General features: G+C 73.8%; 12 protein-coding genes. 4 read left to right on the forward strand and 8 right to left on the reverse strand.

Annotation, left to right across the window (positions count from 1 at the left end; genetic code table 11):
* Window position 1: 1 nt before the first annotated feature.
* Complete coding sequence (locus Asera_RS03755) at window positions 2–898, reverse strand: SGNH/GDSL hydrolase family protein (RefSeq protein ID WP_051803056.1); 897 nt, start codon at window positions 896–898, stop codon at window positions 2–4.
* A gap of 165 nt (window positions 899–1,063) precedes the next feature.
* Between Asera_RS03755 and Asera_RS03760 the strand changes: the two genes are divergently transcribed.
* Complete coding sequence (locus Asera_RS03760; protein ID WP_211255809.1) at window positions 1,064–2,374, forward strand: PucR family transcriptional regulator; 1,311 nt, start codon at window positions 1,064–1,066, stop codon at window positions 2,372–2,374.
* Between the two features lie 19 nt (window positions 2,375–2,393).
* Here the strand turns inward: Asera_RS03760 and Asera_RS03765 are convergent, their stop codons facing one another.
* From Asera_RS03765 to Asera_RS03780, 4 genes are read right to left on the reverse strand one after another with little or no spacing between them, the layout of a single operon-like run.
* The gene (locus Asera_RS03765) at window positions 2,394–2,957 is read right to left on the reverse strand and encodes a GTP-binding protein (protein ID WP_035298740.1); all 564 of its coding nucleotides are present in this window, start codon (window positions 2,955–2,957) and stop codon (window positions 2,394–2,396) included.
* 11 nt (window positions 2,958–2,968) lie between these two features.
* Window positions 2,969–3,337 carry a DUF742 domain-containing protein gene (locus tag Asera_RS03770; RefSeq protein ID WP_030449687.1) on the reverse strand — a complete coding sequence of 123 codons (369 nt, stop codon included), beginning with the start codon at window positions 3,335–3,337 and terminating at the stop codon, window positions 2,969–2,971.
* A gap of 16 nt (window positions 3,338–3,353) precedes the next feature.
* Complete coding sequence (locus Asera_RS03775; RefSeq protein WP_030449686.1) at window positions 3,354–3,776, reverse strand: roadblock/LC7 domain-containing protein; 423 nt, start codon at window positions 3,774–3,776, stop codon at window positions 3,354–3,356.
* Window positions 3,769–6,615 (reverse strand): sensor histidine kinase, encoded by a 2,847-nt coding sequence (locus Asera_RS03780; protein WP_030449685.1) that lies wholly within the window; start codon window positions 6,613–6,615, stop codon window positions 3,769–3,771. The genes Asera_RS03775 and Asera_RS03780 overlap by 8 nt, the downstream gene beginning before the upstream one ends.
* Window positions 6,616–7,261: 646 nt before the next feature.
* Here Asera_RS03780 and Asera_RS03785 point away from each other — a divergent pair.
* Window positions 7,262–8,527 carry an MFS transporter gene (locus Asera_RS03785; protein WP_084132848.1) on the forward strand — a complete coding sequence of 422 codons (1,266 nt, stop codon included), beginning with the start codon at window positions 7,262–7,264 and terminating at the stop codon, window positions 8,525–8,527.
* Between the two features lie 31 nt (window positions 8,528–8,558).
* Here the strand turns inward: Asera_RS03785 and Asera_RS03790 are convergent, their stop codons facing one another.
* Window positions 8,559–9,149: a TetR/AcrR family transcriptional regulator gene (locus tag Asera_RS03790; RefSeq protein WP_030449683.1), complete on the reverse strand. Its 591-nt coding sequence runs from the start codon at window positions 9,147–9,149 to the stop codon at window positions 8,559–8,561.
* A 43-nt stretch (window positions 9,150–9,192) separates the two neighbouring features.
* Between Asera_RS03790 and Asera_RS03795 the strand changes: the two genes are divergently transcribed.
* Complete coding sequence (locus Asera_RS03795) at window positions 9,193–10,518, forward strand: FAD-dependent oxidoreductase (protein WP_051803053.1); 1,326 nt, start codon at window positions 9,193–9,195, stop codon at window positions 10,516–10,518.
* Window positions 10,519–10,610: 92 nt separating this feature from the next.
* A complete protein-coding gene (locus tag Asera_RS03800) occupies window positions 10,611–11,720 on the forward strand; it encodes a serine hydrolase domain-containing protein (RefSeq protein WP_342344438.1) in 1,110 nt (369 codons plus the stop codon).
* Between the two features lie 18 nt (window positions 11,721–11,738).
* On the opposite strand, the gene Asera_RS03805 is transcribed toward Asera_RS03800, so the two are convergent.
* Together Asera_RS03805 and Asera_RS03810 are read right to left on the reverse strand one after the other, a co-directional pair.
* A complete protein-coding gene (locus tag Asera_RS03805; RefSeq protein ID WP_051803052.1) occupies window positions 11,739–14,048 on the reverse strand; it encodes a glycoside hydrolase family 3 C-terminal domain-containing protein in 2,310 nt (769 codons plus the stop codon).
* Window positions 14,049–14,279: 231 nt separating this feature from the next.
* Window positions 14,280–15,851 (reverse strand): asparagine synthetase B family protein, encoded by a 1,572-nt coding sequence (locus Asera_RS03810; protein WP_030449679.1) that lies wholly within the window; start codon window positions 15,849–15,851, stop codon window positions 14,280–14,282.

The following is a 15,851-nucleotide window of genomic DNA, read 5'->3' on the forward strand; positions in this document are numbered from 1 at the left end:
CTCACGCATCGGACGCGTCTTCCAGCTGGTCGCCGATGATGCCCGCGTAGGCAGCCTCGCCGCGCGCGTTGGGGTGCAGCGGCGCGGCCAGGTTCGTCGGCACGTAGCCCTCCAGCCAGCGCTGGGACGGCGACTGGCAGGCATCGTGGCCGACCCCCGGCGTCTCCACGTCGACGTACTCCGCGGCGTGCGCGGCGGCCTGCGCGGCGATCGTCTGGTTCAGCAGGTGGACCTCGCCCTGCAGCCAGTCGGCGTCCACGTTCAGGATCGGCTGCACCGGCCAGCAGCCACCGTGCTTGATGTACAGCCCGTACCCGGTGACGACGACGCGTGCCTGCGGCGAGCGCTGGTGGATGGTGTCCAGTGCGGTCGCGAGCTTCGGCGCGAACGCGGCGATCCGCTGCGCGATCTGGTCCACCCCACCCGCGGTGTACGAGTCCTTGCACGGATCGGCGGTCGGGTCGAGCTGCATGCAGTTCTGCGCGACGCCGACCAGGCCGGTGTCGTTGCCGCCGACGGTGAGCGTGACCAGGGTGGTGTCCGAGCGCAGCGCGTCGAACTGGGCCGGCGTGGTACCCATGTCGATCCCGGCCAGCGACAGCTTCTGTGGCGAGGTCAGGTCGCCGGTGTCGGCGCCGGAGCAGGTGACGTCGGTGAACGACGCCGCCCCGAGCCGGCTGGCGAGCAGGTGCGCGTAGTTCCTGGTGGACCGGCCGCAGGCGACCGGCCCGGTGATGTCGGGAATCAGCGGCCCGGAGGCCATCGAGTCGCCCAGGGCCACGTAGTGCGGTGCGGGCGCGGCGGCGGCCGGCGCGGCGCCGACCAGTACCGCCGCGGCGGCGGCAACGCATCCCGCCACGGCGGCGACGATCCTTGGCTGGGCTGACTGCAGCTGCATGGGGACACACCTCGCGCTCGATCGGCGACGGCGCCGGACCCGCGGGTGGGGAGGGGAATGCCGGGGACGCTGCGGGGCGGCGGCGAACTGGGGTCAAACGACATAATGCAGAGCCGACGTCGCCCAGGTAAGTGGATCGAAGCGCAGATTTCGATGGGGGATTCTGTGACGGATCACAACCTCGGCGCGACGCAGCCCCCGCTGAGGATCGGCGGCCGGTGCGTCGCGGCCCTGCTGCGCGAGCAGATCCCGGTGCTGACCCGGCAGGTACTGGCCCGCCTGGTCATCGAACTCCCGGTGTACGCGCAGCTGCCGACCGAGGAGGTCGGCGGCGACATCGCCGACATCGTCGGGCACAACCTGCGCACCTTCGCCGACGTGCTGCAGCGCCGGCAGCCGGTCACCGACGAGCAGCTGGCCGCGCAGCGCGACTCGGCGGCGCAGCGCGCGGAGGAGGGCGTACCGCTGGACGCGATCCTGTCCGCCTACCAGATCGGCGTGGCGATGGCGTGGTCCGAACTCACCGCCGGCGCCGGGCCGGCCGACCTGCCGGACGTGCTCGCCACCGCCGGCCAGGTGCTGGCGTTCGAGCGTCGGGTGCTGTCCGCGGTCAGCGCCGCCTACCTGGAGGTACGGCAGATCCTGGGCAGCGAGGAGCACGGCGGCCGGCACGCGCTGCTGACCGCGCTGGTGGCCGGCGAGGCGCTGGACAAGTTCGCGCACCACAACGGGCCGCGCCCGGCACCCCGGTACGTGGTGCTGCACCTGACGCTCGCGCCGCACCCGGACGAGGTCGGCGGCGGCGCGGTCGCCGGCGTCGCCGCTCGCCGCAAGGTCCGCCGGGTACGGGCGGTGCTGGACCGGTTCGCCGGTGAGCCGACGCTGACCGCCCTGGACTCGTCCGGCGGCACCGCCCTGGTACCGGCCGGGGTACCGCCGCCGTGGCCCACGCTGACCGACCTGGTCGGCCGGGCAGCGGACGCCGCCGGCTGCGCGATCACCGCAGCGGCCGCCGTGGTACCGCCGCCACAGGTACCGGCGGCGGTCGCGCAGACCGCGGAGATCGTCGCGCTGGTGCGCCGCACCGGCCGCCGCCCCGGCCTGTACCGGCTGGCCGACGTGTTGCTGGACTACCAGTTGAGCCGGCCGTCGGACGCGCTGCCGGGCCTCGCCGAGCTGCTCGCGCCGCTGGACCACAAGCCGGACCTGCTGCACACGCTGGACACGTTCCTGCGGCACGAGCTGAACCGGCGGGCCACGGCGGCCGCGCTGCACGTGCACCCGAACACGGTCGACTACCGGCTGCGCCGGATCACCCAGCTGACCGGCCTGTCGCCGACCCGGCCAACCGATCTGCCGCAGCTCAACGCGGCGCTGGTGGCGCGCGGCGGTGGCCCGAAGCCTCCACCGGAGCACCCGCCCTCCGGCTGCGACGAGCAGGCCACCGACCCGCGTCCGCACCGGCTTCCGGACTGAGCCGGCCCCGGGCGCGCGGTCAGCCGACGGTGACCGCGGGGAGGCGCGCCATCGCGTGTTCGACCAGCGTGACGAGGGCCGACCGGCACGACGCGGCGTCGCGGGCGTCGAACTCGATCAGCGGTACCGAGGAGTCCTCGAGCTGCAACGCCTCCCGCACCTCGGCCAGGGTGTGCCGGCGCCGCCCGTGGAACAGGTTGACCGCCACCACGAACGGCAGGTCCCGCGCCTCGAAGTAGTCGATGGCCGGGAAGCTCGTGTCCAGCCGCCGCGGGTCGACCAGGATCATCGCGCCGGTGGCACCGCGGGACAGCTCGTCCCACATGAACCAGAACCGGTCCTGCCCCGGGGTACCGAACAGGTAGAGCACGAGGTCGTCGGCGATGGTGCGGCGACCGAAGTCCAGCGCCACCGTGGTGGTGGTCTTCGACTCGATCCCGGCCGTGTCGTCGACACCCTCGCCGATCTGCGTCAGTACCTCCTCGGTGGTCAGCGGCGAGATCTCGGACACCGCGCCGACCAACGTCGTCTTCCCGGTACCGAAGCCACCAGCCACGATCACCTTGACCGACTGCGGACCCACGCCCCGTCCCTTCACATCGCTCGGAGGTGATTGATGACCTTCTGCAGGTCTTCCCGGCTCGGCCGGGTGCGGCGGTTGGCCGGCGCGCCGATCGCCACCAGCCGCTCCTCCAGCAGGTCGCTCAGGTGCACCCGGATCACGTTCATCGTGGTGTGCAGGTGCGCGGCGATCTCGGCGACCGACAGCCAGCGGTTCGCCAGCAGCTCGAGGATCTGCGCATGCTCGACCTGCAGCGCGGTCCGGTCGAACGTGCCGGCCGCGCGTACCTGGGTGTCGAGGCTCAGGGTGTGCCGGGCCCGGGCCCGACCACCGATCCGCGAGTAGTTGTCGAACAGCGGTGCGGCGGACTCGTCCACCCACTGCTCGTCGGCGTTTTCCATCACGACCTGCCTTCGGTCACGAGCTCGGTGCGTAGCCGGTCACGACCCGCTGCTCGGCGCTCAGGTGCCGACCGACCTGGGCCACGATCCGGGTCATGGAGAACGCCACGTTGCCGAGGTTGACGTCCTCGGCCGGGGTGAGCAGCACCAGGCAGGCGTTCTGCCCGGCGGAGATGATGAACAGGATCCGGTCCTGCATCTCGATCATCGTCTGCTGCACCGGCCCGCCGTCGACGTACTCGGACTGGGTGATCGCGCGGGACAGGCTGGCCAGCCCGGAGCACTGCGCGGCGAGCTGGTCGCCGGCGTTCTTGGACAGGCCGCTGGACCGCTGGATGATCAGGCCGTCGGTCGACACCACCGCGGCGCAGACCCCCTCGACGTCCTCGACGAGCCGATCCAGCAGGTGCACCAGGTGCGGATTCATGACGTCAGCCATCGCTGTTCCCGTTCTCTGAGACCGTGTCTGCGGACTTCTGGTTGGCCTCGCGTCCCGCCCTCATGCCCTGCTGGAACGCGGCGAACCGGAGCCTGGCCTGGTCCGCGGTGTGTGTCGGTGCGGCCTGGGCCGGTTCGGCCGACTCGGCCCGGGGCCGGCGCAGCCCCGGCGCGAGGCTGGCCTGGCGGACCCGGACGGGCAGGCCCGCGGTGGTCGACTGGCCGCTCGGTGCGGCTGCCGGCGCGGCCTCGTTGAGCACCGGTACCTCCGGCTCGTCGTGCCGCTCGCGGGGCGGCGCGCTCGGGTACGGGCGGGGCCGTGGCGGCGCGCTCTCCTCGACGCCGCTCGGCCCGTACGCACCGCGGTCGGCACCGGCTCGACTCGGGACGGTCGAGACCCGTCGTGGCAGCCTCGTCTCGGCGTCGTCCGCGCCGGAGCCACCCGGGTCCGGGCGCTCGGGCTCTACGGCGCCCGGCCCCGGGCGCCGCGTCGGCGTCGGCGTCGGCGTCGGCGTCGGCGTCGGCGTCGGCGTCGGCGTCGGGCCGAACGTACGGCCCGTGTCGTCGCCGGCGAGCGGGTCGATCGCCGGGAACTGGATCGTGTTGTCGGACAGCTCGGCCCGCTCCGTCCGCGGCGCCGGCCCGTGCCGCGGCGGCAGATCGGACCCGGCCGGGTCGGCGCGCAGCGCGGGCTCCGGCTGCGGGACCGGCGCCGGGCGCGGCGCGGGTTCGGGTCGGGGCGACGGTGGCGTGGGTCGGGCGACCGGCTGCGGTCCGGCGGGAGCCCCGCCCCACGCCGGTTCGCGCCGCGAACCGTCCTCGGCCCAGGGCATCGGCCCCGCCCCGGCGCGCGACGGCATCGGACCCGGCTCGGCGCGTACCGGGATCGGCGTCGGCTCGGCGCGCGACGGCATCGGCCCGGCCGGCGGTTCGGGCCGGCGCCGGCGGCCGGCGCCGAGCTCACCGGTGTGCTCCGAGCCGGCGCGGTCCAGCAGGTCGTTGCGGATCAGCACGATCGCCTTGATGCCGCCGTAGGCGGAGTCCTTCAGCTCGACCCGGATGTTGAACCGCTGCGCGACGGCGGCGACCACCAGGAGGCCGAGCTTCTGGACGTTCTCCGCGGAGACGAGTTCCGGTGCCTCGCGGATCAGCGCGTTCGCGCGTTCGCGTTCCTCGGTGGACATCCCGATACCGCGGTCCTCGATCTCCACGACGAGCCCGGACGCCACCGTCGAGGAGGTCATCAGTACCTGCGTCGGCGGGTGTGAGAAGGAGACCGCGTTGTTCAGCAACTGGGCGAGCAGGTGGCTGATCGGCAGCACCGCGCTGGCGCTGACCTTCACCTTCGGGCCCGCCTCGATCCGCACCCGCTGGAACTGCTCGCACTGCGCCTTGGCCGCGCCGAGCACGTCGTCGATCCACTCCGCGGTACGCCGGGACCGGCCGAGGTCGCCGCCGCCGAGGATGATCAGGTTGTCGTTGTCGCCGCGCAGCGTGGTGATCTTGTGCTGCAGCGCGTAGACCTTCTCCAGCTTGTCCGGGTCGTCCTGCTCGGCGTTCTCCAGCTCGCGCAGCCCGACCGCGAGGGTGGCCAACCAGCGTTGCGACCGGCGGGCCGCGAGTACCAGGTTCTGCCGGCTGTTCTTGCGGGCGAGGGCCTCGCCGGTGGCCGCCTCGATCGCGGTGCGGCTGGTCTCGCGTACCGCCTGCTGGATCGCGCCGAGTTCGACCGCACCGACCGCGTGGTCATCGGCCGTCCCTCCGGCGTCCGCGGGCAACAGCGAGGTCATGTCGGCCTGCTCGCCGCGTCCGATCCGGTTCAACGCCTCGGGCAGCGTGGCCGCGATCGCCTTCGACTCCGCCGCGATCGCGTCCAGGCCGGCCTTCATCGCACCGTCGACCAGCCGCCGGGACCGGCGGATCGCGAGCCACACGGCGATGACGACCAGCAGGGCGAGCAGGCTGCCGACGATGGCGAACAGCAGCTTGTTGTTGCCGACGGTGAGGTACTCGGCGGACACCTGCGTGGCCTGCGTGGTGGTCATCGACAGCAGCGCGTCGGAGATCTTGGTCGAGGACCGCTGCCACTGGCCGGCGTCGATGCCCAGCCCGTTCGGTACGGTGCCGGACCAGGTGCCGTGCCGCACCAGCTGCTGCTCGGCGGCGGTGACGTCGGCCCAGGCCGACCCGTGCACCAGGTCGTCGAACTGCTGCCGTACGGCCGGGCGCAGCGGTGTGGCGTCCTGCAGCTCGTCGTGGTAGGCGCCGACCAGGGTGTGGAACCGCTGCAGGTCGTCGGCGGTGAGCCGGTGCGCGGCGAACGCGCCGGTGACGATCGATCCGGCGCGCGACTGCAGGTCGGCGACGTGGAACAGCTCGGTCGCGGCGATGGCGCCCTGGATGGTGTCGGTCTCGGTGACGATCCGCGCCTGCGCGTTGAACAGCGCGTTGGCGGCGTCGAGCATCGTGTTGTACGAGCTGAACGCCTCCTTGGCGGTCACCGTCCGGTCGTCGATCCGGCGGCGGATGCCCGACAGCTTGTCCAGGTCGCTGTTCAGCGCGGCCAGCTTCGACTTGATGCTGGCCGGCGCGAGGCCCATCACCTCGGCCGCCGTCTTCTGCATCTTCTCGACGTTGGCGTCGGTCTGCTGCCGCTGGGCCCGCAACGCCTGGGTGCTGCCCGGCTCGGCCAGCTGCGCCATGCTCAGCGAGCGTTCCTTCTGCAGCGAGGACAGGCCGGCCAGGGCGGGGACCGAGACCTCCTGCACGCTCTTGGCGACCTGCCGGGTGTAGACACCGGTGAAGACGAAGTAGCCAGCCACGATCGCCCACGTGATCACCAGCGCGATGCTGGGAATGAGTCCGACCCGGGTGAAGCGAGACTTGATGGATACGGGCTGCTTCGGATCCTTGATACGCGGCGTCGTTCCCGTATCTTGAGATTGCTTCTTCACGATGCTCCACAACACGGCCGGTAACGGACATCATGCTGATTCCGTGGTGAGGTGCGCACGGCCCCGTTCAATTCGGACGAAGCCCGCACCCTACTCACGGACAGGTTGTTCGCGCCACACCCTGTCAGCCCTTCGACGGCCAGGATCGGACCGCCTGTGCGACGCGCCCACTCGCCGGGCATGGCCAGGGGTCGGGAAGCGAACGCGGGACGCGCCCTCCCCTCGGGCCGCAGCCGGCCGCCGAGCGTCCGCTCCGCCAGGACTCGAACGCGCCCGATTCCGACCTCTCTCTCGGATATCGCCAGTATCGTACATAAGTTGATCTTGCTAGGCCTCGCTACGCGCCGGTATCCTCGGCCTTCGCGTCGGTTGGCCCTCGTGGCCGCCCCCGCAGCCACCCTCCCGACGAACGGGAAGATTACGGGCCGAACGGCTCAGGATCAACGTGACCCCCGAACGACCCGTGGCGTAGCGCACAGCTGCGCCACCGCCCCTGGCCCCGCCGCGGCGCCCGGAGCAGGGTGACCACGAGATGACCAGACCCGTGACGCTGTGGCGCATCGCGCCCGCGGTGTTCCTGCCCACACTGCTGTTCGAGACCGGGCAGGGCGCGATCACCCCCATCGTGGCGCTCAACGCCCGCGAGCTCGGCGGCTCGTTCGGCGTCGCCGCCCTGGTACTGGCACTGCTCGGGCTCGGCCAGATCGCCGGCGACGTACCGGCCGGGATCCTCGCCGCCCGGCTCGGCGACCGGAAGGCGATGCTGGTCGCGTCGGGGGTCGCGGTCGTCACGCTGACCGGCTGCCTGCTCGCCCGCGACGTGCTCGTCCTGATCCCCTGCGTCGCCGCAACCGGCATGACCAACTCGGTGTTCAACCTGGCCCGGCAGTCGTACCTGACCGAGGCGATCCCGGCCCGGCTGCGCGCCCGGGCGCTGTCCACCCTCGGCGGTACGGCCCGGATCGGTGCGTTCTTCGGCCCGTTCGTCGGCGCCGCGGTGCTGCACGGCGGCGCGCCGGCGCGGGACGCGTACTGGGTCGGGTTGGTGGCGACGGTGGCCGCCGGGCTGGTGGTGCTGCTGGTGCGCGATGTGTCCGGCGCGACACCCGAGCGGAGGGCTGCGCCGACCACGACCCGAGCAGTACTGGCCTCGCACCGTCAGGTGTTCGCCACGCTGGGCATGGCGGTACTGATGGTCAGTGCGGTACGGGCGACCCGGCAGACGGTGCTTCCGCTGTGGGCCGACCACATCGGGCTCGACGCCTCGACCACCAGCCTGGTGTTCGGCATCGCCGGCGCGGTCGACATGCTGCTGTTCTATCCGTCCGGCCGGGTGATGGACCGGTTCGGCCGGCTGCCGGTCGCGGTGCCGTCGATGCTGATCCTGGGGTTGAGCGAGGCCGCGCTGCCGCTGACGCACGGCGTGCTGGCGTTGACCCTGGTGGCGATGGCGATGGGGTTCGGCAACGGGATCGGCAGCGGCATCCTGATGACGCTCGGTGCCGACGTGGCGCCGCCGGGGGCGCGCTCCCAGTTCCTCGGGATCTGGCGGTTGTGCGCGGACTCCGGCAACGCGGGCGGGCCGCTGGTGGTGTCCGCGGTCGCCGCGCTGGGCAGCCTCGCCGGCGGCATCGTGACGATGGGCGCGGTCGGGCTGGCCGCCGCGGCGGCGTTGATCCACTGGGTACCCCGCTACTCGCCGTGGGCCCATCCCGGCACCATGGCCCGGTACGCGGCGAGCCGGACGGCCGAGACGGAGCCCGCCGGTCCCGACGGCTCCCGCTGCTCGCCCCGCTGAGCGAGCCCCGAGGCTTGGCGGCGGCGCCGGGTCAGGCGCGGACGCCGTGGATCATCGCGGCCGCGTACGCGCCGGCCGCGTCCCGGGTGACCCGGTCCGGCGGCACGGACAACAGCGCGAGCAGCGCCCCGCCGTACAGCGCCTGCAGGGTGGGGACCGCGGCCGGCGGGATCGGCAGCTCGTACTCCCGGTGGTAGGCAGCCGTGTCCCGGGCGGCCCGGGCCACCAGCGCGCCGAGCGTGTCGGCGAGTTCGGGCCGGCGGCGCAGCTCGCCCTGCAGTTCGAAGAGCGCGAGGTAGCGGTCGCGTTCGGCGGTGGCCGCGTGGAACAGCGAGCCGGCGATCAGGTCGACCGCCTCGGCGAGCGTGCCGCGCCGCCGCCGGCCGGCGCGGGACTGCTCGGTCTGGCTGTGCATGTCCTCATGGTGGCGCTCGACCAGTTGCTCGGCGACGGCGACGAGCAGCGCGTCCCGGCTGGGGAAGTAGTTGGAGGTGGTACCGGTTGGCACGCCGGCCTGCCGGTCGACCGAGCGGTGGGTGAGTCCGTGCAACCCCTGCGCGACGACGAGTTCGGTCGCCGCGGTCGCCAGCACGCGGCGGCGGGCGGCGTTGGGTGGTGGCACCCGCCCAGCGTATGGCACCATCGATATACAACGATCGTAGTGAATGGAATCGATCATGGACATCTGCGTGGTGGGCGCCGGCATCGGCGGCCTCGCCCTGGCACACGGGCTGCTCGCCGACGGCCACCGGGTCCGGGTGCTGGAACGCGCCGCCGGCCCCACCCGCAGCGGGGCCGCGGTGACGATCTTCAGCAACGGCGCCGCCGCCCTCGCCGGCCTCGGCGTCGACCTCGGCACCGCGGTACGCGGCACGTCGACACCGGGCCGCACCGCCGCCCGCGGCACGTCGACACCGGGCCGCACCGCCGCGCCCGGCACATCGACGTCGAGTGCTACTGAGCCCGGCCCTTCGGCGCCGGCCGGGGGCGCTGCCCCGAGCGGACCGGCCACGGTCGGCGGTGCGCCGCTCGGGGCACCGATCGAGACGCTGGCGTCGGTCGACGCCGGCGGTCGGCGGATCATGCGGGCCGACCTCACCGTGCTCTGGCGGCGTACCGGCCAGCAGGTGCGGACGATGCCGCGGGCCGAGCTGATCGACCGCCTCACCGCCGGCCTGCCCGCCGGCACCATCCGGTACGACGCGCCGGTCGGGTCGGTGCGCACCGACCCGGACGGCGCCGAGGTGGTCTCCGCCGCCGGCACCGACCGGTACGACGTGGTGGTGGGCGCCGACGGGCACCGGTCCGCGGTGCGGTGCAGCGTGTTGTCGCCGGAGCCGGCCGCCGAGGTCGGCTGGGACACCTGGCAGGGGCTCACCGAGGTACTGTCGTCCATCGCCGGCGGTCGCACCGGCCTGCTGGCCGTCGGTACCGCCGGGCTGGTCGGGATGATGCCGGCCGGGCAGGGCCGTACCCAGTGGTGGTTCGACGTTCGCCGGGGCGCGGGGCCGGAGCCGGCCGGTACCGGCACCGTCGGCTGGCTGCGGCGGCTCTTCGCCGGGTACGCCGAGCCGGTGCCGGAGCTGCTCGCCGGCATCACCGATGCCGACATCGGGCGCTACCCGCACGTGCTGCACCGGGTACCGGACCGCTGGGGTTCCGGGCCGACGACGCTGGTCGGGGACGCGGCGCACGCGTTCCCGCCGTCCCAGGCGCAGGGCGCGAACCAGGCGCTCGAGGACGCCTGGCTGCTGCGCCGGGCGCTGCACGGGGACCGGGGCGATGCCGCGAGCGCGCTGCGCCGGTACGAGCGGCTGCGGGTGCCGCACGTGCGGCTGGTGTCCCGGATGGCGGCCTCCGAGCGGACCAACCTGCCGGTGCCGCCGCCGCTGGCGCTGCTCGCCCGGCTCGCCCCGCCGCGCGCCGGCGGGTACGCCTACCTGCGGCTGCTCCGCCGGTTCAGCAGCGTCCTGGCGAACGAGCGCCCCTGACCCGCACGTTGCCCGGCGCCGTACCGATGAGTGCGGCGGGTCCGGGCCGTCTGACCTGACATGCAGACACGCGAGCCGGACTTTCCGGCGATCTGGCGGCTACTGGACGAGCAGGTCACGGCGGGGCGGCTGCCCGGCTACGTGGCGGCGGTACGGCTCCGGGGGAGGTCGAGGTGCATGCCGGCGGCCGGACCGCGGTCGAACCGGACAGCGCGCCGATGGCCGAGGACACCCAGTTCCGCATCGCGTCGGTCACCAAACCGATCGGGGCCGCGCTCACCCTCGGGCTGGTACACGAGGGGCTGCTCGGGCTGGACGACCCGGTCACCGAGTGGCTGCCCGAGCTCGCCGGCCACCGGGTACTGACCGCGCCGGACGCGCCGCTGACCAGCACCGTCCCGGCGGTACGGGAGATCACCGTGCGGGACCTGCTCACCATGCGCAGTGGTTGGGGCGTGATCTTCGAGCCGACCCCGCTGCAGCGCGAGATGGCGCGCCAGCAGGTGTCTCCGGGCCCGCTGACGCCGCCGATGACCGGGGACGAGTTCGTGGCCCGGATCGGCGCGCTGCCGGCGGCGTGCCAGCCCGGCGCCGGCTGGCTGTACGACACCAGCATGGATCTGCTCGGCGTGGCGCTGGAGCGGGCCACCGGTACGTCCCTGGCCCGGCTGGTCGCCGACCGGATCACCGGACCGCTCGGGCTGGCCTCGACCGGGTTCCGGGCGACCGACCCGGCGCGGCTCGCCACCGCGTACCTGCCGGGGCCGGACGGGCTCACCGTCCTCGACCCGCCGGACGGCATGTTCGCGGCCGAGCCGACGTTCCGTGAGCTGAGCTCGGGACTGGTGTCGACCGCGCCGGACCTGCTGCGCTGCTTCACCGCGCTGGCCGACGGCGGCGCGCCGATCCTGCCCGCGGCATCGGTCGAGGCGATGACCACCGAGGCGATCACCCCGGCGCAACGCGACCAGGGCGTACCGATCCTCGGCCCCGGCCTGTCCTGGGGCCTGGGTACCGGCGTGGAGATCGCCGCCGCGGAGCCCTGGCAGGCGCCGGGCGCCTGGGGTTGGACCGGCGGTACCGGCACGACGGTCCGGGTCGACCCCAGCCGCGAGCTCGTCGGCGTGCTGCTCACCCAGCGCGGCATGGCCGGCCCGCAGGACGGCTTCGACTCGTTCTGGTCCGCGGTCGCCACCGCGTGAGCGCGCGGGCCGCGGCCCTCAGCCGGTTGCCGGCGCGGTCGACCTGCCCGACGAGATCGGCGACCCTCGCCGGGGTGAGCGGCCCTCAGCCGGTTGGGCGCGGTCGACCTGCGCGACGAGGTCGGCGATCCTCGCCGGGGTGAGGCCGACCGGGAACGTCGCGAGCTTGACCAGCGGCAGCGAGCGGGCCAGCGCGACCAGCGCCGGGTCGAGCGGCTGGCCGTCGAGAGCCGGGGCGAGCGCGGCAGCGAGCAGCGGGCCGCCGACCGGGTGCGCCAGCCACTCGGTCACGGTGGACATCGGCCCGACCGGCGGGACGTACCCGTCGCCGGGCGTGGTCAGCTCGGCGCGCAGCCGGATGTCCCGGGACGAGGCGCCGATCTCGACGGTGAACCGGCCCGCGGTGACCTGCCAGTCGCCCCGCGGTACCGACCATTCGGCGAGGTCACGCGGACCGATCTCGAACCGGACCGGGGCCGACTCGCCCGGTGCGAGGCCCACCTTGGCGAAGCCGCGCAGTTCGTGCCGCGGCCGGTCACCGGGGAACGCGAGGTAGAGCTGGGCGACCTCGTGGCCGAACCGGTCGCCGGTGTTGGTCACCGTCACCTCGATCTGCCAGCAGTTCTCGCCGGTGGCCCGCACGACCAGGTCGCGGTGGTCGAACGTGGTGTAGCTCAGGCCGTGCCCGAACGGGTACGCCACCTCGCGCTCGACCGTGTCGAAGAAGCGGTAGCCGACGTAGCGGCCCTCGCCGTACCGGACGTGCCCGTCCCGGCCCGGGAAGTGCAGGTACGAGGGGGTGTCGGCGAGCCGCAGCGGGATCGTCTCGGTGAGCCGGCCGGCCGGCGCGTGCACCCCGAACAGCAGCTCGGCCAGCGCGGTGCCGCCGGCCTGGCCGGGCAGGAAACCCGCCAGGATCGCCGAGGTGTCCCACCACCCGTCCGGCGACAGCACGCCGCCGCTGGCGAGCACCAGGACGACCCGGGTACCCGTGGCGGTGACCCGGCGCAGCAGGTCGAGCTGATCGGCCGGTAGGTCGATGCTCGTCCGGTCGACGCCCTCCGACTCGGCGGCCTCCGGCAGGCCGAGGAACACCACGGCGACGTCGGCCGCGGCCGCGGTGGTGACGGCGGCGCCGGCCAGCTCGGCATCCGCCGTACCGTCGAGGCGGTAGCCGGCGGCGAAGGTCAGCTCGGTGCGTTCCTCGGCGAGTCGCCGCAGTGCCGGCCAGGCGGCGTCCAGCGTCGTCGGCGTCACGTGCGAGCTGCCGCCGCCCTGGTAGCGGGGCGTCCGGGCAAGCTCGCCGAGCACCGCGATCCGTTGCGCCGCTGCCGGATCCAACGGCAGTACCGCGTCGTCGTTCTTCAGCAGCACCGCGCCGGCGCGGGCCACCTCGGCGGCCAGCGCGTGGTGCGCGTCGACGTCCCACCCGGCCGCCCCGGCACGCGCCGCGTCCACCGGCGTCCCGGCCGGCGCGGCGTCGGTCGCGTAGCGGTGGGCGAGGGCGGCGACCCGGCCGGCCGCGGTGGCCACCGCCTCCGCGCTCAACTGTCCATTGTGGACAGCTTCGATGATCTGGTCGTCGGTGCCGGTCGGCGGCATCTCCAGGTCGAGGCCGGCGGCCAGCGCCGCAACCCGGTCGTTCACCGCGCCCCAGTCGGACACCACCACGCCGTCGAAGCCCCACTCGTCGCGCAGCAGTTCGGTCAGCAGCCACCGGTGCTGGCTCGCGTACGTGCCGTTGAGCTTGTTGTACGCACACATCACCGCCGCCGGCCGGGCCTCCCGCACGATCCGTTCGAACGCCGGGAGGTAGATCTCGCGCAGCGTCTGCTCGTCCACGTCGGCGTCGACCCGCAGCCGGTCGGTCTCCTGGTTGTTCGCCGCGAAGTGCTTGACGCAGGCGCCCACCCCGCCGGACTGGATGCCGGTGACCAGCGCGGCGCCGAGCACACCCGCGTGGTACGGGTCCTCGGCGAAGTACTCGAAGTTGCGGCCGCACAGCGGGGAACGCTTGATGTTCACGCCGGGTCCGAGGACCACGCCGGCGCCGAGGGCGCGCGCCTCGACCGCGAGCGCCGCGCCGACCCGGCGGGCCAGCTCCGGATCCCAGGAGCAGCCGAGCGTCACCGCCGGCGGGAAGCAGGTGGCGGGGATGCTCTCGCTGATCCCGAGCGCGTCGGCAGAGTCCGGGTCCGGGCGGCGGATGCCGTGCGGGCCGTCCGATACGGTCAGCGCCGGTACCGCGCCGGGGACCGCGACGGTCTCCCACATCCCCGCGCCGGAGGTCAGCGACGCCTGTTCGGCCAGGCTGAGTTCGCGCACCATCGACCGCCCCTTCCGTGGTACCGCCGCGACACGCAGGCGGTACCCGCAGCATGGCCGGCCGGCAGCCGGCCCGCAACGGCCCCGGTGCGACCGGTACCCGGGCTGCTCCGTGGGCCGTCCGCGGGCGCCGACCGGCGGCGAGCTGTGCGCAACGGACGATGCGCGGCCAGCGGCAGCGGCGCCGCTGCGCCGCGGAGGCGCGACGGCGGGCGGCGCGCGGCGGCGCGGCGGTCAGTGGGCGGCGGCGCGGCGTGGTGGCGCCAGGTTTTGGCGGGCCGCGCCGGCCAGATCGCGGGCGCGTTCCAGCAGCGTGTAGTCGTGCCGGGCGACGCCGGCCGCGACCGCGGCGTCCAGGTCGTGGTCGTACCGCTGGAGCAGGGTGTCGAAGTCCCGGCGCACCGGCTCGTACGCCTCGTAGCCGAAGGACCGGTGCAGCCGGGGGAACAGCGGCTTGTACAGCCGGGCCCGCTCGTGCAGCCCGGACGAGTAGGACAGCGGGTTCTTCGGCCGGCGCAGCACGTACTCGGGCAGCACGTCGGCGAACGCCCGCCGGACGATCCACTTCTCCCGGCCGTCCCGCCGCTTCAGCTCGACCGGCAGCCGCATCGCGAGCCGCACGAGCGCGAGGTCCAGGAACGGGATGCGGGTCTCGACGCCCTGGCCCATGCTGGCCCGGTCCACCCGTTGCAGCTCGGTCCGGCACAGGTTGCGGATCTTGTGCAGGAACAGCCGGCGGGCCGCCGCCGGGCCGACCCGGTGGTACATGTCGTAGCCGCCGAACAGCTCGTCCGAGCCGTCGCCGGTGAGCACCACCTTGACCCCGGCATCCCGGATCCGGCGGAACAGCGGCACCGACACGACCGCGTTGATGATGTCGCCGTACTCGGTCAGTTCGCCGATCCGGATCGCCTCCCGGATCTCGGCCAGTCGTACCTGCCGCGGGTCGAGCTCGATCACCTCGTGCGGCACGCCGAGGTCGGCGGTGACCCGGCGGGCGTAGTCGAGGTCCTCGCTGCCGGGTGCGCCGATGGTGAACGCGACGCAGTCCGGATGCCACCGCTTGACGTGCAGCAGGGTGAGCGTGCTGTCCAGCCCGCCGGAGAGCACCACGCCGACGGTGAGGTCGGTGTCCAGCCGTACCCGGATGCTGTCGCGCAACGTCTCCCGCACGGCGGCGGCCGCCTCGTCCGCATCGGTGATCGGCGCCTCGTCCGCGCCGAGGGCGAGCAGGTCCACGTACGGCGCGAGCTTCGGCGGCTCGCCCGGGGCGGCCCAACCGTGCTCGCCGGGGCCGACCTCGGTGATCCGGCCACCGGCCGGCACCAGCGCCTTCACCTCGGAGCCGACGTGCAGCCGGCCGCCCTCGGCCGACCAGTACAGCGGCTTGACGCCGAGCGGGTCGCGGGCCAGGTAGGTGCGCCGGGTGGGCAGCTCGACGATCGCGAACGCGAACTCGCCGCGCAGCCGGTGCACCGCGGTCTCGCCCCAGGCGAGAAACGCCTCCAGCACGACCTCGGTGTCGGACTCGGTGCGCAGCGTCCGGCCGAGCCGCGCCAGCTCGGCGTGCAGCTCGCGGTGGTTGAAGATCTCGCCGTTGTAGCAGAGCAGGTACCGGCCGTCGGCCGACACCCACGGCTGCACGGCGCGTTCCCGGTCGACGATGTGCAGCCGCTGGGTGCCGGCCAGTACGTCGTCGTGCCGGAGCAGTTCGGTGGTCTCGCCGCGCGGCTCGATCGCGCCGATCATCCGGCGAAACGTCGTCTCGTCGGCGCCGGCGCCGACCGTCACCACGATGCCGCACAC

Origin of the sequence: Actinocatenispora sera, from assembly GCF_018324685.1 — a bacterium.
Taxonomy (GTDB): domain Bacteria; phylum Actinomycetota; class Actinomycetes; order Mycobacteriales; family Micromonosporaceae; genus Actinocatenispora; species Actinocatenispora sera.

Bases quoted from the DNA above. Each gene is read 5' to 3' on its own strand.
- Asera_RS03755 (WP_051803056.1), bottom strand. From the start codon at position 898: ATGCAGCTGCAGTCAGCCCAGCCAAGGATCGTCGCCGCCGTGGCGGGA.
- Asera_RS03770 (WP_030449687.1), bottom strand. From the start codon at position 3,337: ATGGAAAACGCCGACGAGCAGTGGGTGGACGAGTCCGCCGCACCGCTG.
- Asera_RS03775 (WP_030449686.1), bottom strand. From the start codon at position 3,776: ATGGCTGACGTCATGAATCCGCACCTGGTGCACCTGCTGGATCGGCTC.
- Asera_RS03785 (WP_084132848.1), top strand. From the start codon at position 7,262: ATGACCAGACCCGTGACGCTGTGGCGCATCGCGCCCGCGGTGTTCCTG.
- Asera_RS03795 (WP_051803053.1), top strand. From the start codon at position 9,193: ATGGAATCGATCATGGACATCTGCGTGGTGGGCGCCGGCATCGGCGGC.
- Asera_RS03805 (WP_051803052.1), bottom strand. From the start codon at position 14,048: ATGGTGCGCGAACTCAGCCTGGCCGAACAGGCGTCGCTGACCTCCGGC.